General features: G+C 53.8%; 22 protein-coding genes. 7 read left to right on the forward strand and 15 right to left on the reverse strand.

Annotated elements, in window-relative coordinates:
• The 7 genes from OEL57_RS05905 to OEL57_RS05935 form a co-directional block, all read left to right on the forward strand.
• On the forward strand, window positions 1-502 hold a 502-nt coding region (locus OEL57_RS05905), incomplete at its 5' end, for an AAA family ATPase (protein WP_300738474.1).
• Between the two features lie 256 nt (window positions 503-758).
• The gene (locus OEL57_RS05910; protein WP_300738477.1) at window positions 759-1,673 is read left to right on the forward strand and encodes a transglycosylase domain-containing protein; all 915 of its coding nucleotides are present in this window, start codon (window positions 759-761) and stop codon (window positions 1,671-1,673) included.
• Window positions 1,674-1,675: 2 nt separating this feature from the next.
• On the forward strand, window positions 1,676-2,854 hold the full coding sequence (locus OEL57_RS05915; RefSeq protein ID WP_300738480.1) for a phospholipase D-like domain-containing protein: 1,179 nt from the start codon (window positions 1,676-1,678) through the stop codon (window positions 2,852-2,854).
• A gap of 4 nt (window positions 2,855-2,858) precedes the next feature.
• A complete protein-coding gene (locus OEL57_RS05920) occupies window positions 2,859-3,614 on the forward strand; it encodes a TatD family hydrolase (RefSeq protein WP_300738483.1) in 756 nt (251 codons plus the stop codon).
• A gap of 56 nt (window positions 3,615-3,670) precedes the next feature.
• Window positions 3,671-4,012, forward strand: a complete 342-nt coding sequence (locus OEL57_RS05925) for a cytochrome C (protein WP_300738486.1) — start codon at window positions 3,671-3,673, stop codon at window positions 4,010-4,012.
• Window positions 4,013-4,111: 99 nt separating this feature from the next.
• A complete protein-coding gene (locus OEL57_RS05930; protein WP_300738489.1) occupies window positions 4,112-4,333 on the forward strand; it encodes a hypothetical protein in 222 nt (73 codons plus the stop codon).
• A 72-nt stretch (window positions 4,334-4,405) separates the two neighbouring features.
• The gene (locus tag OEL57_RS05935) at window positions 4,406-4,741 is read left to right on the forward strand and encodes a hydrogenase maturation nickel metallochaperone HypA (protein WP_300738492.1); all 336 of its coding nucleotides are present in this window, start codon (window positions 4,406-4,408) and stop codon (window positions 4,739-4,741) included.
• A gap of 57 nt (window positions 4,742-4,798) precedes the next feature.
• On the opposite strand, the gene OEL57_RS05940 is transcribed toward OEL57_RS05935, so the two are convergent.
• The 15 genes from OEL57_RS05940 to OEL57_RS06010 all read right to left on the reverse strand — a co-directional run.
• The gene (locus tag OEL57_RS05940; protein ID WP_300738495.1) at window positions 4,799-6,649 is read right to left on the reverse strand and encodes a phosphoenolpyruvate carboxykinase (GTP); all 1,851 of its coding nucleotides are present in this window, start codon (window positions 6,647-6,649) and stop codon (window positions 4,799-4,801) included.
• Between the two features lie 121 nt (window positions 6,650-6,770).
• On the reverse strand, window positions 6,771-7,601 hold the full coding sequence (locus tag OEL57_RS05945) for an MBL fold metallo-hydrolase (protein WP_300738498.1): 831 nt from the start codon (window positions 7,599-7,601) through the stop codon (window positions 6,771-6,773).
• A 24-nt stretch (window positions 7,602-7,625) separates the two neighbouring features.
• Window positions 7,626-7,838: a YgaP family membrane protein gene (locus OEL57_RS05950; protein WP_300738501.1), complete on the reverse strand. Its 213-nt coding sequence runs from the start codon at window positions 7,836-7,838 to the stop codon at window positions 7,626-7,628.
• An 11-nt stretch (window positions 7,839-7,849) separates the two neighbouring features.
• Window positions 7,850-11,074, reverse strand: a complete 3,225-nt coding sequence (locus OEL57_RS05955; RefSeq protein WP_300738503.1) for an efflux RND transporter permease subunit — start codon at window positions 11,072-11,074, stop codon at window positions 7,850-7,852.
• 10 nt (window positions 11,075-11,084) lie between these two features.
• Window positions 11,085-11,396: a DUF2845 domain-containing protein gene (locus OEL57_RS05960; RefSeq protein ID WP_300738506.1), complete on the reverse strand. Its 312-nt coding sequence runs from the start codon at window positions 11,394-11,396 to the stop codon at window positions 11,085-11,087.
• A complete protein-coding gene (locus OEL57_RS05965) occupies window positions 11,393-11,959 on the reverse strand; it encodes an efflux RND transporter periplasmic adaptor subunit (RefSeq protein WP_300738530.1) in 567 nt (188 codons plus the stop codon). The genes OEL57_RS05960 and OEL57_RS05965 overlap by 4 nt, the downstream gene beginning before the upstream one ends.
• Before the next feature lie 6 nt (window positions 11,960-11,965).
• Complete coding sequence (locus OEL57_RS05970; protein ID WP_300738508.1) at window positions 11,966-12,523, reverse strand: efflux RND transporter periplasmic adaptor subunit; 558 nt, start codon at window positions 12,521-12,523, stop codon at window positions 11,966-11,968.
• Entirely contained in the window at window positions 12,523-13,869 is a 1,347-nt protein-coding gene (locus OEL57_RS05975) for a TolC family protein (protein ID WP_300738510.1), read from the reverse strand. The genes OEL57_RS05970 and OEL57_RS05975 overlap by 1 nt, the downstream gene beginning before the upstream one ends.
• Window positions 13,870-14,017: 148 nt before the next feature.
• The gene (pal, locus tag OEL57_RS05980) at window positions 14,018-14,578 is read right to left on the reverse strand and encodes a peptidoglycan-associated lipoprotein Pal (protein WP_300738512.1); all 561 of its coding nucleotides are present in this window, start codon (window positions 14,576-14,578) and stop codon (window positions 14,018-14,020) included.
• Window positions 14,579-14,686: 108 nt separating this feature from the next.
• Window positions 14,687-15,979 (reverse strand): Tol-Pal system beta propeller repeat protein TolB, encoded by a 1,293-nt coding sequence (tolB, locus tag OEL57_RS05985; protein ID WP_300738516.1) that lies wholly within the window; start codon window positions 15,977-15,979, stop codon window positions 14,687-14,689.
• Window positions 15,976-16,713, reverse strand: coding sequence for an energy transducer TonB (locus tag OEL57_RS05990; protein WP_300738518.1), 738 nt, complete (start codon window positions 16,711-16,713; stop codon window positions 15,976-15,978). Before OEL57_RS05990 ends, tolB begins: the two co-directional genes overlap by 4 nt.
• A 5-nt stretch (window positions 16,714-16,718) precedes the next feature.
• On the reverse strand, window positions 16,719-17,132 hold the full coding sequence (gene tolR, locus OEL57_RS05995; RefSeq protein WP_300738521.1) for a protein TolR: 414 nt from the start codon (window positions 17,130-17,132) through the stop codon (window positions 16,719-16,721).
• A gap of 9 nt (window positions 17,133-17,141) precedes the next feature.
• A complete protein-coding gene (gene tolQ, locus OEL57_RS06000) occupies window positions 17,142-17,813 on the reverse strand; it encodes a protein TolQ (protein ID WP_300738533.1) in 672 nt (223 codons plus the stop codon).
• Window positions 17,814-17,899: 86 nt separating this feature from the next.
• Entirely contained in the window at window positions 17,900-18,688 is a 789-nt protein-coding gene (locus OEL57_RS06005) for a carbon-nitrogen family hydrolase (RefSeq protein ID WP_300738524.1), read from the reverse strand.
• Between the two features lie 2 nt (window positions 18,689-18,690).
• Window positions 18,691-19,959 (reverse strand): DNA translocase FtsK (locus tag OEL57_RS06010; RefSeq protein WP_300738527.1); only part of this gene is annotated, 1,269 nt, incomplete at its 5' end.

Consider the following 19,959-nt stretch of genomic DNA (forward strand, 5'->3'; position numbering starts at 1 on the left):
ACCTTGGACCTTAATGGACAAGGCGCTCCTGGACGAGGTTGCCAAGCATCACAGCCTTTCAGATCAGGTCTTGCAAAACATTGGCGATAAAAATCGCTTTCTGGATGATTTTCTCTCCACCTTTTCCAACCGCTGGAAAAGCGATAAGGATTACTACCGGCTGCTGTCACGGCAGATTATCGCACTGGCAGAACAGGGCAACGTGATTCTGGTGGGTCGGGGCGCACCAATTGTTACCCGCACCATGAAAAACTGCTTTCATTTCAGGATATATGCATCAGAACCGTTTAAAGTTGCTTCCATCGCCAAACGTCTTGGGCTTGACAGCGGTGAAGCCCGAACACTGGTGGAGCGTCGCCAGAAAGAGCGGGATCGCTTTATCCGTGATTTTCTGGATCGCGATCCCTATGACTTGAGTGTCTACAATCTGGCATTTAATAATGACCGTAATGACGCTGCAAAGATGGCCCTGACGATTATGGAGTATCTGTTGCAGCCGTAGGAATATCTGTCTGCTCTGGACAAGTAAAAGAGGCCGGTTCTACCGGCCTCTTTTACTTGTCGGTTTCCGTACCACCGGTTTTCATGCTATACACTGCTTAAAATTGTATCAGTGCCATTCTGATTCCAGTTCAAGGATGATATCAAGGCGGCGAGGAATTCGGCGACGCAGGCGTACACGCAGTACGTTGAGGAGCCGATGACGCGCCAACGAAGAGAGCGCCTTGAAATGGGATCAGAATTAGTTGGAGGAGAATGTGAAGAAGTTCCTGCTGGGTAGTGGCATTATCATCATACTGTATCTGGGCTATGTGGTTATCTCATTGGCCCTGCTGCCGCCGGTCAGCAGCCTTGCCGATAAAAAACTGAACCTGAGTATTGATGTACGCGACTGGCAGGGCAACGAGCACCCCTTTCTGCTGGGGCCGAAAAACCGGCGCTGGACCCCGTCCAACCGGATACCACCCGAAATGAAGTGGGCCGTGATCCTGGCTGAAGACAGTAATTTTTATAAACACGAGGGGATTGACGTCAAGGCGATCAGAGAGGCGATCAAATACGATCTGGAAAAAAAGAGCTTGGCCCGTGGTGCCTCGACCATCACTCAGCAGGTAGCTAAAAACGTATTTCTATCCCGAGAAAAGACCATTACCCGCAAGCTGAAAGAGGTCTACCTGGCCTGGCGGATGGAGCAGGAGCTGACCAAAGGACGTATCCTCGAATTATATCTAAATGTGGTTGAACTGGGACCGATGGTCTACGGTATCGGCCACGGATCACAATACTATTTCGGCAAACCGGCTTCAGCCATGACCCCCCGTGAATGCGCCTTTCTGGCAGCCATGCTGCCCGGCCCACGCGTGGCCTACAACCCCTACCGCAACCTGGGCAAAGTCCTGAGTCGCTCCAACATGATCCTGCGCAAACTGCGCAGCAAAGGGGTGATCAGCTCCGATGAGCTGCAGGCAGCACTGGGTACAGCCCCCAACATTGCCGGCCTGCAACGGAAGGTGGATACCGAAATCCAGCAGGAAGCGATCATGAAGCCAATTTCGTCGGTCACCGTACCTGCTACACCACAGGAACCCTCTGCTCCTGAACCTGCCGCCCCAAAACCGGAACCAGCCCCCCAAGAGCAGCCTGCAGCCCCTGCAGTTGAAGGAAAGCCCTGACCATGTCAGCCCGTCGTCATCAGGAACGGTTTCCGCGCCTGATACGGCACCTGCGCCACCATGGCACTGCCTTGCTGCCGCTGCCGGTTGGAGCAGGACAGGTAACACTATTACCGGACGGCCCTCACTTCTTTGAAGCGCTGTTTAATGACCTCAAGAACGCTAAACGCCTCATCTGTCTTGAGTATTACCGTATCAGGGCCGACGTAACCGGACAGCGCTTTGCCGATCTGCTGATTGAAGCTGCCGCGCGCGGGGTCAAGGTCTTTCTGCTCTATGATGCCATCGGCTGCCATGTCACACCGGATAGCTACTTTGAACGACTGCAGACCGCAGGGGTCTCCTGCCTGGCGTTCAACCCCCTTTCCCTCAGCCGTATCCACTGGTTTGATCGTCGCAATCATCGCAAGCTGGCACTGATTGATAACCGGGTGGCCTATCTAGGCGGCCTGAATATCAGTGACGCCTATGCCGGTTTGACTGATGAACAGCTCCGGTTCCGTGATGTTGGCTTCAGTCTTGGTGGCGCTGCCCTGGCAGCCCTGCAGGAACTGTTTACCGACACCTGGGCGATGGAACGCGGCAAACGGCCCACATTGCCTGTGCCTGCTATTTTAAACAACACACCGGATGATACCGAAGTAACCCTGATCAATGGCGGTCCTCACCAGCGTCGCTCAGCCATCCGCACCGCCTTTCGGGTTGCCATGGCCTCATCCTCAGATGAACTTCTGATTGCCAACCCGTATTTCATTCCTGGTCCACGGATACTGCGTTCCCTGCTGCGGGCCGCCCGGCGCGGGGTCCAGGTCAGACTGCTGCTGCCTGCCCGCAATGACGTGCCGGTGGTGCGGGTACTCAGTCGCAGCTACTACGAAGTATTGCTCAAGGCTGGCATTGAGATCTACGAACTGGAACGGGAACTGCTGCATGCCAAACTGATGCTCATCGACGGAGAGCAGACCGTGATCGGCTCCGCCAATCTAGACCAGCGTAGCTTTCACCGTAACTTTGAGATCAACGTTATTGTACGCAGTCAGCCCTTTGGTGCCCAGGTTCGCGACCTGTTTGAACAGGATTTTGCCGGTTCCCGGCGTATCACCCTTGACGGCCATTCCCGCCGTGGACTAGGGGTACGCCTGCTTGAACTGCTCCTCAGGCCGATCAGCTGGTTTCTCTGATAGCATGCTCGTTGACACCCACTGCCACCTTGATCTGCCTCCACTGGTTGAACAACTTGATGAACTGCTGGCTGAGGCCCGCGCTGCAGGAGTCACCAAATGGATTGTACCCTCCGTACATCCTGACGGCTGGCAGCGGATATCTGAACTGGCTATCCAGCATCCTGCCCTTCGGCCAGCATACGGCATTCATCCTCTCTACGCAGCTACCGCCACTGCTGAGCAGTTGCAGCAGCTAAGGGTCCTGACGCCAACAGGGGTTGCCATTGGGGAGATAGGCCTGGATGCAACCTATGGCAACCTTGACAAACAGGAAGCGCTGTTTCGTGAGCAGTTGAGAATTGCGCGCTATCACCAACTTCCGGTACTGATCCACTGCCGCAGGGCGATTGGGCGAACCTTGGCAATCCTGAGGGAAGAACGGGCCGATCAGATTGGTGGCATCATGCATGCCTTTTCCGGTTCGCTGGAATCAGCCCTTGAATGTATCAAGCTCGGCTTTGTCATCTCTCTCAGCGCGACCCTGACTCGAAGTAATGCTGTACGCCCGGTTTTGCTTGCAGGTCAGCTACCGCTTAATCAGCTGGTACTTGAAACCGATGCACCTGACCTACCACCCGCTGGTCATCAGGGATGTTTTAACCGACCGTCCTGGTTACTTGCCACAGCCCACAAATTGTCAGCAATTAAAGGAATGACCCTCACGGAAATAACCAAACAGACCACCGCTACAGCACAACGGGTAATTCCCAAACTCTGAAACGGGTCTTGTTCATCGCATCGCTGCGTGCTAAAGTGCCGAAAAGGAGATCTGCCATGAAACAGTTTCTACCTGCCATCTTGTTGCTGATTCTGGCCCTGCCTGGCTGTAGTATGTTTACCGCCTGGAAGAGCATACCTCCACCGGGCGGCTGCGACCAGTGCCACTCAACAGAACTGTCTGCCAACTGGAGAGTAGCCTATCAGGCCGCAACGGTAGCTGATGAGCGCGGCCAGCTGGCCTTCCAGACCCCTCAGCAAAATACCCCGATCAGAAAAAATCAGCCATCTTCTGCTTTGGAGCTGCGCAAGTCTGAAGATTCGCGCTGTTTTGATTGCCACAACGCGCCGACACCAGCACACAAAGAGCGTAAAGGCAAGTTCCACCATGGGCAATAAAAAAAATATTGACTTTATTTTAGCACTGAGTATAGTTTCCCTTTGTTGCTTACACTGCCCTGTTGTAACAGGGTTAAATAACCCAAGAGGTGAAATCACATGAAAAAAATGCTCTCCCTGTCCCTGGTACTGGCTCTGGCCCTCGGCGTTGCCGCTGGCTGCAAGAAGAAAGAAGAAGCTGCTGCTCCTGCTGCTCCTGCTGCAGAAGCTCCTAAGGCTCCCGAAGCACAGAAGCCTATGTCTTCCGTAAAAGCTCCTGAAGCTGCTGCTCCTGCTGCTGCACCTGCTGCTGCACCTGCAAAAGAAGAGAAGAAGCACTAATTCTCAGCTTTTTGATCATAAAAGCCTGTCAGGTTACCCTGACAGGCTTTTTTTATTTCAGGAGTATGCCTTATGCATGAAATGGCACTTACTCAGGGGATTGTTGATATCTGCCTGCAGCATGCCAGTGGCCAACGGATCACAGCTGTTGTTGTGGAGATTGGCGCCCTGTCCGGTGTCGTACCGGAAGCGGTTGAGTTTTGCTTCTCTGCCTGCAGCAGTGATACGCTGGCAGAATCAGCCCGGCTTGAAATTCGCAGGATTGAGGCGCAGGGGCGCTGCCTTGACTGTTCCATCGTACAGCCGGTTGAACGCCTTTATGATCCCTGCCGACAATGCGGCAGCTACGCCCTGGAGATACTTAACGGGGAAGAGATGCGGGTGGTGGAAATAGAAGTGGATGATTAAAAAGGGCTGACCCGTTACCGGATCAGCCCTTCCTGCTTCAAGAACCTGTAAAACTACTTATTCGTTCCAGCCTTCAGGATGCACCTCACCAATCTGCTCCCAATGCTCTGGCGAACGCCAGAGTGAGGAGAGAATCAGCTCACGCATATGCAGGAACTCCTTCGGCAGCCGGTCATACATCTTGATAAACAGCTCATCATGGGAGACAAGCTCATTCTGCCAGACATCACGATCAACGGACATCAGATCATTGAACTTCTCGCGGGACATATCAACACCTTCCCACTCCATATCCTCGTAGCGTGGCATCCAGCCAAGTGGTGATTCAACAGCACCGGTCTTGCCCTGTACCCGTTCAACAATCCACTTCAGCACCCGCATATTGTCGCCATAGCCTGGCCAGATAAACTTGCCATCGGCATCCTTGCGGAACCAGTTAACACTGAAGATCCGTGGCGGACGAGCAATGCTGCGTCCAAACTGAAGCCAGTGAGCAAAATAATCAGCCATGTGGTAACCGCAGAACGGCAGCATGGCAAAAGGGTCACGACGGACATTACCGGTAGCGCCAACTGCAGCGGCAGTAGTCTCAGAGCCAAGGGTTGAGGCCAGATAGACACCAAAGTTCCAGTTAAAGGCCTGATAGACCAGCGGGACGGTGTCTTTACGGCGACCACCAAAGATAAAGGCGCTCATCGGCACACCTTTGGGATTCTCCCACTCTGGATCAATGCAGGGACACTGGGAAGCCGGAGCGGTAAAACGGGCATTAGGGTGAGCAGCAGGACGGCCACAGCCTGGCGTCCAGGGGTTACCCTGCCAGTCAGTCAGCTTTGCCGGTGGCTCATCGGTCATCCCTTCCCACCAGACATCGCCATCTTCAGTCAATGCTACGTTGGTAAAGATCGAGTTCGTCTCGCAGGAGATCATTGCGTTGGGGTTGGTTTTGTAGTTGGTTCCCGGAGCAACACCAAAATAACCGAACTCAGGGTTGATGGCATAGACCTGCCCATCAGTTCCAGGCTTGATCCAGGCGATATCGTCACCAATGGTGGTTACCTTCCAGCCCTTGTCCTGGAACGGCTTGGGTGGAATCAGCATGGCAAAGTTAGTCTTGCCGCAGGCACTGGGAAAGGCAGCGCCCACATAGGATTTTTCACCGGTGGGAGACTCAACACCCAGAATCAGCATATGCTCAGCCAACCAGCCTTCGTCCTTGCCCTGCTTGGAGGCGATCCGCAGGGCAAGACACTTCTTGCCCAGCAGGGCGTTGCCGCCGTAGCCTGAGCCAAAAGACCAGATCGCACGCTCTTCAGGGAAGTGGACGATGTATTTTTCCTTGTTGCAGGGCCAGGATACATCCTTCTGACCTGACTCAAGCGGCATGCCAACTGAATGCAGACACGGCACAAACTCACCGTCTCCAAGCACATCCAGTACCTGCTTACCCATACGGGTCATGATCTTCATATTGACAACAACGTAGGGAGAATCGGTAATCTCAATACCGATCTTGGCAATAGTTGACCCTAAAGGCCCCATACTGAACGGGATCACGTACATGGTACGCCCCTTCATACAGCCCTTGAACAGGCCTTTCAGGGTTTCCTTCATCTGCTTGGGCTCAACCCAGTTGTTGGTGGGGCCAGCATCCTGCTTAGAACGTGAGCAAATGAAGGTGCGATCTTCTACCCGGGCTACATCAATTGGGTCTGAGAATGCCAGATAACTGTTGGGGCGCTTCTCTGGATTCAGCTTACGGAAAGTGCCGTTCAGAACCATCTGGCCGCAAAGCCGGTCATATTCTTCCTGTGAACCATCGCACCAGTGGATTTCGGCCGGCTCACACATTGCCGCTACTTCATACACCCACGCCTTAAGCTGCTCGTTCTTCACCTCATAACTCATGTTTGCTGCCTCCCCTTCAAGAAATTGAAATGGACTTGTGTCATAGGCACAATATTTAGTTTTACTTATGTAACATAAGAGAGGCTAAAACAAAAGGGGCTAACAAAAGTTTAAAGGATTTTTAGAGATCGAAGGAATAGCCAACCTGTGCGGATTGAAAGGCAGTCGGGAATTCCTGTTTCAGACGTGTGGCAGCAGCAAAACCGGTACAGTGGCTAACGGCTAACCTCCTAATCTGCCACTGTTTCATCACGGCAATAGTCTGGTCAAGCTGTTGAGCAGTACAAAACCCAAGGTGGGTACCACCGATCACGGCCTGAATATCACGACGGCCGGTCTTGTCTGCGATATGGTTGAGGGTATTGATCAGCCCCGCATGACAGCAGCCCAGCAGCACAACCAGTCCCTTGTCGGTGGTAATCACCAGTGACTGGTCATCGTCAAACGGATCGCGGCTGCAACCACAGGTATCAAGGTATAGGCCGTTATCGCCGGTTTCAAAATCGGTGGTTCTGGGTACCTGCCCGGTCATACAGATGGTGGGCAGGATCTCACGGAATTGATCCGAGAGATCAAATTGTGCCCCCTGTCCCTCAAGATACTCTTGGGGATAGGGCATGCCCAAGGAAAGGGATTCGCCAGTGTCTTTATGGCGGTAACGGGGGGTAAAGATGGCCGGATGGCCAAAGACCTGCTTGGGGCCACAGGTACGCAAGAGCGGTAGCAGACCACCGGAGTGGTCGTAATGACCATGGGACAACGCCACCTGTTGCAGCCCGTGCAGGTTCTTGTTCATCCGCTGGGCATTGTGCAGCAGGGTAAAGCCCTGACCGGTGTCCCACAGCAGCGAACCGCCATTCCACTCGATCAGGGCGCTGAAGCCATGTTCACCCAGAGTTCCAGAGATCGGACCAACAGAGTTCTCACAGAGAATGGTGATGCGATACGTCATCGGCTGGCCCCTCCAGAATTGGCGTTACTTGCAGCAGGCATCCTTGGGAAATTTGGGCACACCCATCTTCTCAAGGATGTTAAACAGTGGACAAAACTGGGTAAAGCCGGACTGAAACAGGTTCAAACCGACAAACCCGGTAAACCAGAGCCAGTTTTGGTGGTGAAAATGGGCCAGTAACAGCGAAATAACAATAAAAGCCCCGGCTACGATTCTGACAATACGCTCAATATACATCTCATTCTCCTCTATACGTTCTGTTCAGCAGCTTCAGGCTGTCCGACATGACGGCGTTCCTTCCATCCCTCCACCAGATAGTACAAAATTGGAATAGTGACACGGGAAAGTGTGGTGGAGGCGATCTCGCCGCACATCATGGCGATGGCCAAGCCCTGAAAGATCGGATCAAAGACTATCACAAAACTACCCACCACCACCGCAGCAGCGGTCAATAGCATGGGGCGAAAACGGACCGCACCGGCTTCAATAATCGCCTCATCCAGCTTCATCCCCTCCTTCCGCTTCATTTCAGCAAAATCAATCAGGATGATCGAGTTCCGCACAATGATCCCGGCTAGGGCGATAAAACCGATCATGGAGGTGGCAGTAAAGAAGGCCCCAAACATGGCATGGCCCGGCAGGATGCCGATCAGGGTCAACGGAATCGGCGCCATGATCACTATCGGGGTGGTAAAATCCTTAAACCAGGCCACCACCAGAATATAGATCAGCACCATTACCGCAGCAAAGGCGATCCCCAGATCACGGAAGACCTCATAGGTAATATGCCACTCGCCATCCCACTTCATCCCCATCTTCTCTTCTGACCAGGGCTGACGGGAGGCCAGAATCTCGATCTTTGAACCGTCCGGTGTGGGTAGTGCCGCGATCTGTTTCTGCATCTTGAGGATGGCATAGACCGGTGCCTCAATGGCCCCGGCAACATCACCGATTACATAGACCACATTCTTAAGGTTTTTACGATAGAGGGTCTTTTCCTCACTACCCTGGCTCGGCTTAACCAGCTGTGAAAGCGGTACACTGCCTTTGGGACCGGGCAGATAGATAGAGGAAAGGGCCGCCAGAGAACTGCGCTGCGATTCAGGCAGACGCAGATTGATGGCTACCGGCTCTTTTTCCTTGGGCAGATGCAGAATCCCCACATCCATACCAGCCAGGGCAAGCCTCAATGCCTTGGCAACCTCATCCACCGATATACCTGACAGGGCCGCCTTTTCACGATCCACCGTCAGGGTCAGCTTGGGCTGATCAGACTCACGGTACCAATCCACATCCACGACACCGCTGGTCTTGGCAAATATCCCTTTGATCTTCTCTGCAACAGATGCCCGGGCAGCGTCATTGGGACCATAGACCTCTGCAACCAGGGTCGAAAGCACCGGTGGTCCAGGTGGTATCTCAGCCACCTTGACCCGTGCGCCATACCGCTCTGCCACGGCAGTCAGGAGCGGCCTGATCTTTTTGGCAATATCATGGGATTGAGCCTTACGCTCGGTCTTATGTTGCAGATTAACCTGAATATCGGCCAGGTTCGAGCCTTTACGCAGAAAATAATGCCTGACCAGACCATTAAAGTTAAAAGGAGCACTGGTGCCGACATAGCTCTGAAAGTCAGTCACTTCCGGCACAGAGCGCAGGGTATCCCCCATCTCGCGGGTCATCCGGGCGGTCTGTTCCAGCGGTGTACCCTCAGGGGCATCAATGATCACCTGCAGCTCATTTTTATTATCAAACGGCAGCATCTTGACCGTGACCGCCTTAAAGTAGACCAGCGAACAGGAAGCCAGGAGCAGAAACACCACCAGAGCCAAAAAACCGTTACGCAGTTTAACATCATGCAGCAATCGGCCCATCCAGTGACGGTAGAAGATGGTCAGCTTTGACTCTGCAAGCTCATCCTCAGACTCATGCTGCCCTTTCATCAGACGATAGGCAAAATAGGGGGTAACAATGAAGGCGATAAACATGGAAAGCAGCATGGCCATGCTGGCCCCCACCGGAATCGGTCGCATGTACGGCCCCATCAGACCACCCACAAAGCCCATCGGCAGGATTGAGCCGATAACGGCAAAGGTGGCCAGCACCGTGGGGTTACCGATCTCATCCACCGCCTTGATTGCGGCATCCAGTGGCTTCATCACCGTAGTGGTGAAGTAGCGGTGAATGTTCTCCACCACCACAATCGCATCGTCCACCAGGATGCCGATGGAGAAGATCAGGGCAAACAGGGTGATCCGGTTCAAGGTATAGCCGATCAGGTAGAAGATCAGCATGGTAAGGGCCAGGGTAACCGGAATAGCGATCGCGGCAACAGCACCAGCACGCCAGCCCATGAACAGGGCAATCAGAATCGTAACCGAGATGGCAGCCAGAAACATATGAAACAGCAGCTCATTGTTCTTTTCCCGGGCGGTCTCACCGTAGTTGCGGGTCACTGTCACTTGCACATCAGACGGGATCACCTTGCCCTTCATAAACTCAACTTTTTTAACCAGATCATCTGCTACCCAGGTGGCATTGGCACCTTTACGCTTGGCAATTGAAACGGTAACTGCCGGATAATCCTGAGCACGATTGCCGGTCAGTCCTTTTTCTGCAGCAGCCGGTCCCATCCCCATGAAGACATAGTCTTCAGGCTCTTTGGTGGTGTCTGCTATTTTTGCCACATCATCCAGATAGACCGGCTTGCCGCCATAGACCCCCACCACCAGTTGACGCAATGAATCCTGGCTATCAAGCAATGATCCGGTCTCCACCAGCATCTCTTTATTGGCACCATTAAAAGCACCGGAAGGCAGCGTCTTGTTTCCGGCCTGCAGGGCACCAGCCACCTGCAGTGGAGAAATGCTGTAACCTGCTAACCGGGCTGAATCAAGCGTTACCCGCAACTGCCGGGTTAGACCACCCTTGATTTCTGCTTCAGAGACGTTCTCACTCTTTTTCAGTTCATCACAGACTTCACGGGCCAGCTTGCGCAGCATGCTATGATCATAGCGGTCAGACCAGAGGGTCAGGGCCAGAATCGGCACATCATCAATGGACTTGGCTACCACCAGTGGATCACCCGCGCCAGCCGGCAACAGGGTGCGATTGCTCATCACCTTGTTGTAAAGCTTGACCAGCGATTCCTCCATGTTTTCGCCAACCTTGTAACGGACGGTAATGATGCCCATGCCAGGACGACTCATGGAGTAGAGATACTCAACACCGGAGATCTCCCACAGACGCCCCTCGAGCGGCTTGACAACCCGCTCCTGTACCTCCTGAGGGGAAGAACCTGGCAATGGCAGGTAAACATCCACCATCGGCACCGAAATCTGGGGCTCTTCTTCCCGAGGTGTCATCTTGATGGCAAAGCCCCCCAACAGCAGCGATGCCGCTACAATCAGAGGAGTTAATTTTGAATCTATAAAGGCGCGGGCAACCTTCCCCGCAAATCCCAGCTTAAGCATAACGTATCCTCTACTTACCAAACCCTGCAGTTTGTACCGAATCAAGCAGACCATTCCTGAAGGTCAGGATATGCACCAGACGGTGTGGTCCCTCATTATAGGTCCATTCCTCCACAGAGACCAGAATGGTAGCCCCTCTGTACCCCGCCTCACTCTCGGTTCGGCTATTCTTGTAGGTGGGCGGATCGCATTTCATGGCCACTATCGACTGACGATCACCGGTGGAGACAATCTCACCGTTTGGACAGCGAAAATTATCTGCAGCGGCGATAGATGCCAGACCAAACAACAGACCAGATATAAACAGACTTATCCGTATCATTTAGCACCTCCTGCAGCCGTTTGAAGGCGAGCACCGTCAATTGCCTTTTCCATGCCAGCTGTCACAATCCGATCGCCATCGGCCAGGCCGGACAGAATCTCGAGACTGTCACCCTGTAGCCGTCCGGTCTTCACCAGCCGCATCCGCACTATCTCATCAGCGCCAACGGCCCATACTGCAGTCAACGCACCACGTTCAAAGACCGCCGTGCGTGGAATCCTGACCCCTTTGACCGTGCTGCCCAGTGCAATACTGCCCCGCCCGAACATGCCACTGCGAATCCCCTTTTGCGGAACCGTTACCTTGGCGATATAGGTCCTGCTGGCTGGATCACTGGTTGGCACCACCTCTGACACCCGCGCAACAACGCTTGTCCCGATTGCATCAATCTGCACCTGTACCGCTGTACCGGCATGCACCGCACGCACCTGAGATTCCGGGATTGAAAGCTCCAGCTGATAACTTCCTTCATCATCAATGGTCATCAATGGCTGGCCCGGAAAGACCGTAGAACCGAGGTCAGCTTGCTTGGCGACAATTACCCCGGAAATCGGAGCAACAATTTTTTTTTAGTTGGCCATGGCTCCTGCAGCACGTGATGCCTCCTGGGTCTGTCGCAGGCGGGCTTCTGCCCGTGCCACCGCCTGATGGGACAGATCCCGTTCAGTCTGGCGGGTATCAAATTCCTGCCTGGTCAGAGCCTGCTCATCATACAGCTTCTTAAAACGTGTAAAAGTGCTGTCTGCCAGTTTTTGACGAGCCTGTGCCTCTTCAAGACCTCGTTTTGCTTCGTCAATTACCGCTACAGCGCCGGTGGCCTGAGCCATACTTTCTTTGGAGTCAAGCTGTCCCAACAGCTGACCTTTACGCACCCGGTCTCCTTCACGTACATGCAGTACGCTGACCGTACCGGAAATTCTGGCTGAAACCATGGCGCTGGTCCGGGCTCTGACGGTGCCAACCACATCCAGTGTCTCCGGCAGGTCTGCCACCTTAACCGTGGTAAGCGTCAGTCCACTGACTGCTGCTGGCGGTGCCTGGGCTCCGTGCTTGGTATCTGAACAGCCGGACAGACCAATAACGGTAGCAATGGCAAGAGACAGAACAGCACTATATGAACGATTCATTACTGAACCTCCTTTAAAAAAATTCCAGCGGAGTGATACAGCCGCCCGGTGGCCAACATCAGATTGGCATCACTTTCCACCAGATTGGCACGGGCCTGATTCAGGGCAGTTTGTGCATCAAGTAACTCGACCATGGTAGCCAAAGCATTATCAAAGCGTTTAGCCAGCAGACGTGTCGCCTCATCTGCAGCCAGCACAGCGGCATTGGCAACCTCATGACGCTTCTCTGCCTCTATCCGGCGCAGCCAGGCCTCATGCACCTGATAGCTGACCTCTTTTCTAGCCTGCTCCAACTGTTCAACTGCAGCAGAACGGGAAGCCTGTGCCTGTCCGCTGCCATGCCAGGTACGAAAACCGTCAAAGATATTCCAGCGCAGGGAGACCCCAACCATCCAGGCATCATGATCTCTACCAAACGCGCTGTTCTTGTCATTCATCTGCCAGGCCCCAACCGCCCCTACCGTAGGCAAAAACCCTGCGCGGGTCTGTAGCAGGGCTGCATCAGCCTGTTCTTTTCCACGCTCTGATGCCTGCAGATCGCGCCGTTCCTGCTGCGCAGCACCGATCAGTCCACTCAAATCCCGCTCTGGTCGTTTCAACTGTACCGCCTCTGCGGCATCCAGTTCATCACCAGGCTGCCCACCTGTTGCCAAAGTAAGCTGCATCCTGGCCAAAGTCAGGTTATTGGCGGCACTGATATTCTGCTGTTCCATGGCAGCCAGCTGGGTTGCGGCCCGCAATTCATCTGACTTAAGTCCAAGGCCTGCTGCTGTCCTGACCGTTGCCTGGCGCTTGCTTTCCCGCGCCTCATCCAGTGCCTTCACAGAAGCCTGAAGCTGTGCATGGGCCTTTTGCACCTCAAGATAGAGCTGAAAAATCTGAAAGGCAACCTGCTGACGAGTCTGCTCTGTTACCGCCTCCTGCCGTTCTGCTCCCCGCTGCGCCACCTTCTGGCCTGCCCAGGCTGCAGGCACAAGAATCGGCTGCTCTACCGATACAACCGTTCTAAAATCACTAACCGGCGCAGGATTATTCAATTTTGCTGCATCAAAATCCTGATTGGTAAATCTACCCTGGTTCAGCTTCATCATAAAGGTATTAACCGGCACATCTGAGCGTGACCAGGCTTCTTCAAGGGTAATGCTTGGCAGGTAGTGCAGGGATGCGGAGGTAGCGCCTGAGCGTGCGGAATCGGACTGAAAGCGGGCTGCACGCGCCTGGTTATTCCGTTCAAGTCCCAGCACAATTGCCTCACGCAGCGTAATCCTCTGCAATTCAGCCGCCTGCACGCCAGCACCGGTCAACAGTGATACCAGCCCCACCATCATGATTTGCTTAACCTGCATTGTTCCACCCCGCCTCTTGATATATACATATATTAATATATATCAAAATATAAAATGTCAAGTACCGCCCTGTACAAAAAAAATGCACCGGTACCGAGAAATATCCGGCTACCGGTGCATTCAGTTTTCATGCGCTGTAGTAACGAGCTTACTTGACGATTACAAACTCGGCACGACGGTTCTTTGACCAGGCAGCCTCATCGTTACCCTGAACAGCTGGCTTCTCTTTGCCGTAGCTGATGGTGCTGATCCGATCAGCTTTAACACCCAGAGTGGTCAGATACTTGGCAACCGACTTGGCACGACGCTCGCCCAGGGCAAGGTTGTACTCGTCAGAACCGCGCTCATCACAGTGGCCTGCAATTTGAATCTTTGCATCAGCAACCTGCTTCAACAGTGTCTCAGCATTCTTTGAAAGGGCATCACGTGAATCTTGACGCAGATCAGACTTGTCAAAATCAAAGTAGACCGTTTCAAGGGCAACAGCCTCAGAGGCCTTGGCTGCGCTGGCTTCTTCCTGCTTTGGAGGAGCAACCTGTGGCTCTTCCTGCTTGACCGGTTCCTGCTGCTTGACCGGCTCCTGCTGCTTGACGGTCTGCTGCTGAACCACCGGCTCATCCTTCTTAACTACTTCTTCCTTGGCGCAACCTGCTGCCATCATTGCAACAACACCAAGGGCCACGACCATCCCTTTAAATCCGTTCCGCATCACTGCCTCCTTGTAACCACGGTATTCAACGGCCTTGTGAGCCTGATAAACTACAGATGAGCTGGATTATACATCCCCTGAATCTTTTTGCAACAACCTGATATCTTTTTATTGCCCCATGGGGGTCCAGACCGGATGCTGGCTCAGACCTTTGGTACGACTGACCTTTGTCTGACCAGACCCATCAGCCCGCATGACATAGACAGCCTCCTGCCCCCCCCGACGGGAACTGAAGCTTATCAGTCGGCCATCGGGAGACCAGCGGGGCCGTTCATTGTTCCCCTCAAAGGTCAACTGAATCTCACCGCCACCATCAGCATTGGCAACAAAGATCTGAAACCCGCCAGCCATCCGGGCAAAGGCAAGCTTATCTCCCTTGGGCGACCAGGAAGGATTGACATTGTAAGAGCCGCTGGTGATCAGACGACGAACATTCCCGCCATTGCTATCCATAGTAAAGATCTGTGGCCTTCCCAACCGGTCTGACACAAAGGCAAGCTTGCTGCCATCAGGCGACCAGGCCGGAGAGAGATTGGCAGCATGACTGACCGTCAAACGATTAGGTGCAGAACCATCCTTGGCAACGGTATAAATCTCAGTATTACCATCCTTGGAAAGCGCCAGTGCAATCCTTCCCCCATCCGGCGACCAGGCGCCGGTAATATTCAGGCCTGACCGGCTGGAAACCGGTACTTCAAGGTTACTGGACAAGGCGCGCTTGTACAGATCAGGATTGCCCCGCTTGTAGGAGGTAAAGATAACCTCCCGTCCATCCGGCGAGACATCCGGCGAAATATTGATCGAACGGTTGCTGGTCAGCTGCTGGGAGTTAACACCATCCCAATCCATTAAAAAAAGTTCTTTGTTGCCGGTCTGATTGGAGACATACAGAATCTTTGAGGTAAAGCTCCCCTTTTCTCCAGTCAAGGCCCGCAAAACTTCATCGCTAAAGCTGTGGGCATAGCGCCGCAGGTCTTTTTCGCGTCCCAGAAAGCGCTTTGAGGTCAACAGTTTCTTGGCAACCAGATCGTACAACCTGAACTCAAGGGTCAGTTCCTGGCCACGCAACTCATATTCACCACGGATCAACAGATCATATCCGGCAGACAGCCAAGGCACAAAATCAACCGGCGTCAGGGACAGACCATTTACCAAGGGTGCTGCATCACGCCTTTCAGCTGCAAACAGACCTGACATGGTCAGATCAAAAGAATGTACTTCTGCGATCTCATTGGCCAGCTCAGGACGGATCACCGCTCCCATTGGCTGGGGAGGCACCACTGCCAGCTTCAGCAGACGGTTACCTGCTGCTGTCACCTCAATATAGTTTGCTGCCTCACTGTTATGCTGAATGAGCAGTACCAGCAGGCAGACAAGAAACATACGCTGTAAAAAACTCATTTATGAGTAACTCCCTGGGGTTTAAAGACAAACGCCCCTTCGTACACCGTCCTGGAGGGCGGCGGTACTATGGCCTGCTCAGCCAGTGTAATTGCACGTGCTACTGAAAGTTCAAAGGCCTTATCACCAGTGCTTTTTTCAATTCGCGTCCTGATAATGCGGCCATTACCATCTATGGTAATACGCACCATCACATAGGGGCTTTGGGTCTGGTAACTGATGGTATCGCGGAAGGCATCCTTCAGACGGGAGTGCAGGTAAGCGGTATAGTCACTGCCAGCCTCTGTTCCGGTCCCCTTCGGCATACCAACTTTACCCCGCGCAGCAACTTTTTTGCGGAGCTCCTCAAAGGCAGCTGTCTGACGCTGGGCATCCACCTTGCCTTCAAGTTTTGCCATCCGTTCCTGAAAGGCAGCAGATTCCGTTACGGGGCTAGTTGTCAATTTCTTGCCCGACACGGTTTTTGAGGGAGCGGCAGGCACAGCCATCGCCGGAGGAGTTGGGGCAGGCGGGGCAGGCTTTAGCTCATTACCGGACTCGGTGGGACTACCAGCACGCGGGTCTGCCACCGGCAGGTTGACCACATCAACATAATAGGTGGTCTGCACCGGCCCCGGATCTGGCATCAACTGCTGCCACCAGACCAGAAAAGCAAACGCCGCCACATGAAACGTGACGGACAGTGCTGTTGTGACACCCAATCCGGTGTCTTTGCGGGCTACAAGTTGATACATAGACCTTATTTCTGGGCCGGCTCCGTAACCATACCCAACCGCTCAATCCCTGCACCCTTGATCTCAGCCATGGCCCGCACCACTTCACCATAGGGGACACCGGCATCTGCTTTCAAAAAGACTTCCTTTTTGGTGCGGGTTGCAAACATCTCAGACAGCTGCTTACGCAGATCACCGCCCGGCACCTCATCCTTGTTGATAAAGGTACGACCGTTCTTGTCAACGGTCACAATTACCGTATCTTCCTGGGCGTTCATCCCCTTGGTATCTGCCTTTGGCAGATTAACCTGTACCCCCTGCTGCATCATCGGGGCGGTTACCATAAAGATCACCAACAGCACCAGCATAACGTCAACCAGCGGGGTGACGTTAATCTGTGCCATCATACCCCGTTCATCATCACCACCACCCATGGCCATGGCGTCCCCCTACTTCCCGGCTATGTTGCGCTGCACAATGTTCAGGAATTCAGTGGAAAAACTATCCATTTCCTTCACCAGTACCCTGATCTTGTGCTGAAAATGGTTGTAGGCCATAACCGCCGGAATAGCAGCCACCAGACCGACCGCCGTTGCAATCAGCGCCTCGGCAATACCGGGCGCAACAACCGCCAGTGAGGCAGAACCGGTCCTGCCGATCCCTTCAAAGGCTACCATAATCCCCCAGACTGTGCCAAACAGGCCGATAAAAGGAGAAGTAGAGCCGGTGGTTGCCAGGAAGGTGGTATACTTCTCAAGCCGGTTAACCTCCAGGTTGGTGGCCCGGCGCAGGGCGCGGGTGACGTTGGCAACCCCGCCCAGGTCGGTGCTGAGACCGCCATGATCCGGCTTGCCGCTTTCAGCCTCCATCAACTGCTTCAGCTCGCTGTAGCCCTCGTTAAACAGGGCGGTCAGCGGTGAACTGCCAAAACGATCCACCTGCGATGCAATCGTATCAAACCGCTTGGTCTTCCAGAAAAAGTCCATGAAACGGCCAGACTCACTGAACGCCTTCTGGATCTGAAAAAACTTGAACATAATAATGGCCCAGGAAACCACTGAAAACACGATCAGCAGCAGCAAAACACCCTTCACCACCAGACCGGTACTGCTAAAAAACATTTCTAATCCCACGGGACAGAACCTCCTGAGAAAATATTTTCAAACCTAGTCCTTCAGAGACAGACCGTCAAGAAACAATAATGTACCTAATAAAGTTCAGGCCTACGGTCGAGAAAGCAGGGGATCTGCGCCCGCCATACATCCATAGCCTGCCAGTCAAGCGCTGCAGAGACCTCGCAAACAGCCTCTCCTGCATCGGCCAGCACGTCGCCTTTGGGATCAATCACCATACTCATACCAAAGAAATCCAGCTTGCCGATCTCGCCGCAGGCATTGCAAGAAACAACATAGAGCTGATTTTCGATCGCCCTGGCCCGCAGCAGTGTCCGCCAATGCTCCTGGCGCGGTTTGGGCCACTGGGCCGGCACACAGATCACCCGTGCCCCCTCCAGCGCCAGCCGTCGCGACAGTTCAGGGAAACGCAGGTCATAACAGATAATGACCCCTACCTTACCGATGGAGGTTTCAGCCAGGCACCAGCTATCCCCTCCTTTGAAGGCCTTGTCTTCACCCAACAGCGAGAAAAGGTGGAGCTTACGATAGCGAGCCACCACCTGACCATTATCAACAACATGGATGGTGTTGTAGACCCGGCCATCGTCAGCCGGTTCCGGCTGGCTGCCCACAATCACCAGCTTGTGACGAGCAGAGAGCTCGCACAGCTCAGCCACCACCGCCTCAGTACGCTGCGCCAGCTCGTTCAGCACTTTATAGGCAAAACCGGTGGACCACATCTCCGGCAGCACGACCAGATTGACTCCCTGTTCTGCAACCCGCTTCAGGGCTGCGCGAACATAGGCCAGATTGGCATCAAGACCCCCCTGATTGACCGTAAACTGAATTGCTGCAGCGGTGATCGTCTGTGTCTCTGGCATTACTACCTCGTCAGTTGCGAATTCAGATAGGCGTGGATGATATCCATATAGATCTCACGGGGTTTACTGGTGCCATCGCTGGGGGCGATCATCCCTTCCCGTTCCATCATCTCAACAATCCGGGCAGCCCGGTTGTAGCCGATCCGCAGACGGCGCTGCACCATGGAGATGCTGGCCTGTTTGGTTTCAGCCACCAGACGCAAAGCATCTTCCCAGCGTTCATCCTGCTCTTCGTCATCACCGGTACTGCCTTTGTCATCAGTATCCTTCATCTCAAGGATAGACTTCTCGTAGACCGGCTTGCCCTGTTTTTTGAGGAAGTCAACCACCCGCTGTACCTCGGCATCAGAGACAAAAGCGCCATGCACCCGATGCAGCCGTCCGGTACCGGGAGGCAGATAGAGCATATCCCCCATCCCCAGCAACGCCTCTGCACCGTTACAATCCAGAATAGTGCGGGAGTCAACCTTGGAAGAGACCTGGAACGAGATGCGCGATGGCAGGTTGGCCTTGATCAGGCCGGTGATAACATCCACCGATGGCCGCTGGGTGGCCAGAATCAGGTGGATACCGGCTGCCCGTGCCTTCTGGGCCAGGCGGGCGATATGCTCTTCAACTTCACGGCCAGCCACCATCATCAGGTCAGCCAACTCATCCACAATCACCACAATATAGGGCAGATGGCTGTGCTCCAGTTCATCCACCTCATCATCAACCACAAACGGCAGCGGCTCGTCCAGAACTGCCGGATCTTCACCCTCAATCACCTCTTCCAACTCTTCAATGATCTCTTCATCATCCAGATCGTGAATCGCCAGCTCTTCTTCCTCAGTTGCCAGCTTACGATTGTAGGATTCAATATTACGAACCCCTTTGTCTGCCAGCAGGCGGTAGCGGCGCTCCATCTCATTGACCGCCCACTTAAGGGCCAGCGAGGCCTTCTTCGGCTCGGTCACCACCGGCAGCAGCAGGTGCGGAATCCCTTCATACATGGAAAATTCCAGCATCTTGGGATCTACCATGATAAAGCGGACATCCCGCGGGGTGGCGGTGTAAAGCAGTGACAGAATCATGGTGTTGACCGAAACCGATTTACCGGAACCGGTGGAGCCGGCCACCAGCAGGTGGGGGGCCTTGGCCAGATCAGTCAGGGAAGGCAGACCGGCGATATCCTTGCCCAGTACCAACGGCAGCTTCATCCGGCTTTGCAGAAAATCGTCGCAGGTAAAGATCTCACGCAAAAAGACCGTCTCGCGGTCACGGTTCGGCAC

The sequence above is a fragment of the Trichlorobacter sp. genome (assembly GCF_030247655.1).
In the GTDB taxonomy this organism is placed as follows: domain Bacteria; phylum Desulfobacterota; class Desulfuromonadia; order Geobacterales; family Pseudopelobacteraceae; genus Trichlorobacter.

What these genes read in the sequence shown, in the direction of transcription:
- OEL57_RS05915 (WP_300738480.1), top strand. Translation starts at nt 1,676, where the DNA reads ATGTCAGCCCGTCGTCATCAGGAACGGTTTCCGCGCCTGATACGGCAC.
- OEL57_RS05920 (WP_300738483.1), top strand. Translation starts at nt 2,859, where the DNA reads ATGCTCGTTGACACCCACTGCCACCTTGATCTGCCTCCACTGGTTGAA.
- OEL57_RS05925 (WP_300738486.1), top strand. Translation starts at nt 3,671, where the DNA reads ATGAAACAGTTTCTACCTGCCATCTTGTTGCTGATTCTGGCCCTGCCT.
- OEL57_RS05930 (WP_300738489.1), top strand. Translation starts at nt 4,112, where the DNA reads ATGAAAAAAATGCTCTCCCTGTCCCTGGTACTGGCTCTGGCCCTCGGC.
- OEL57_RS05935 (WP_300738492.1), top strand. Translation starts at nt 4,406, where the DNA reads ATGCATGAAATGGCACTTACTCAGGGGATTGTTGATATCTGCCTGCAG.
- OEL57_RS05940 (WP_300738495.1), bottom strand. Translation starts at nt 6,649, where the DNA reads ATGAGTTATGAGGTGAAGAACGAGCAGCTTAAGGCGTGGGTGTATGAA.
- OEL57_RS05945 (WP_300738498.1), bottom strand. Translation starts at nt 7,601, where the DNA reads ATGACGTATCGCATCACCATTCTCTGTGAGAACTCTGTTGGTCCGATC.
- OEL57_RS05950 (WP_300738501.1), bottom strand. Translation starts at nt 7,838, where the DNA reads ATGTATATTGAGCGTATTGTCAGAATCGTAGCCGGGGCTTTTATTGTT.
- OEL57_RS05955 (WP_300738503.1), bottom strand. Translation starts at nt 11,074, where the DNA reads ATGCTTAAGCTGGGATTTGCGGGGAAGGTTGCCCGCGCCTTTATAGAT.
- OEL57_RS05960 (WP_300738506.1), bottom strand. Translation starts at nt 11,396, where the DNA reads ATGATACGGATAAGTCTGTTTATATCTGGTCTGTTGTTTGGTCTGGCA.
- OEL57_RS05970 (WP_300738508.1), bottom strand. Translation starts at nt 12,523, where the DNA reads ATGAATCGTTCATATAGTGCTGTTCTGTCTCTTGCCATTGCTACCGTT.
- OEL57_RS05975 (WP_300738510.1), bottom strand. Translation starts at nt 13,869, where the DNA reads ATGCAGGTTAAGCAAATCATGATGGTGGGGCTGGTATCACTGTTGACC.
- pal (WP_300738512.1), bottom strand. Translation starts at nt 14,578, where the DNA reads ATGCGGAACGGATTTAAAGGGATGGTCGTGGCCCTTGGTGTTGTTGCA.
- tolB (WP_300738516.1), bottom strand. Translation starts at nt 15,979, where the DNA reads ATGAGTTTTTTACAGCGTATGTTTCTTGTCTGCCTGCTGGTACTGCTC.
- OEL57_RS05990 (WP_300738518.1), bottom strand. Translation starts at nt 16,713, where the DNA reads ATGTATCAACTTGTAGCCCGCAAAGACACCGGATTGGGTGTCACAACA.
- tolR (WP_300738521.1), bottom strand. Translation starts at nt 17,132, where the DNA reads ATGGCCATGGGTGGTGGTGATGATGAACGGGGTATGATGGCACAGATT.
- tolQ (WP_300738533.1), bottom strand. Translation starts at nt 17,813, where the DNA reads ATGTTTTTTAGCAGTACCGGTCTGGTGGTGAAGGGTGTTTTGCTGCTG.
- OEL57_RS06005 (WP_300738524.1), bottom strand. Translation starts at nt 18,688, where the DNA reads ATGCCAGAGACACAGACGATCACCGCTGCAGCAATTCAGTTTACGGTC.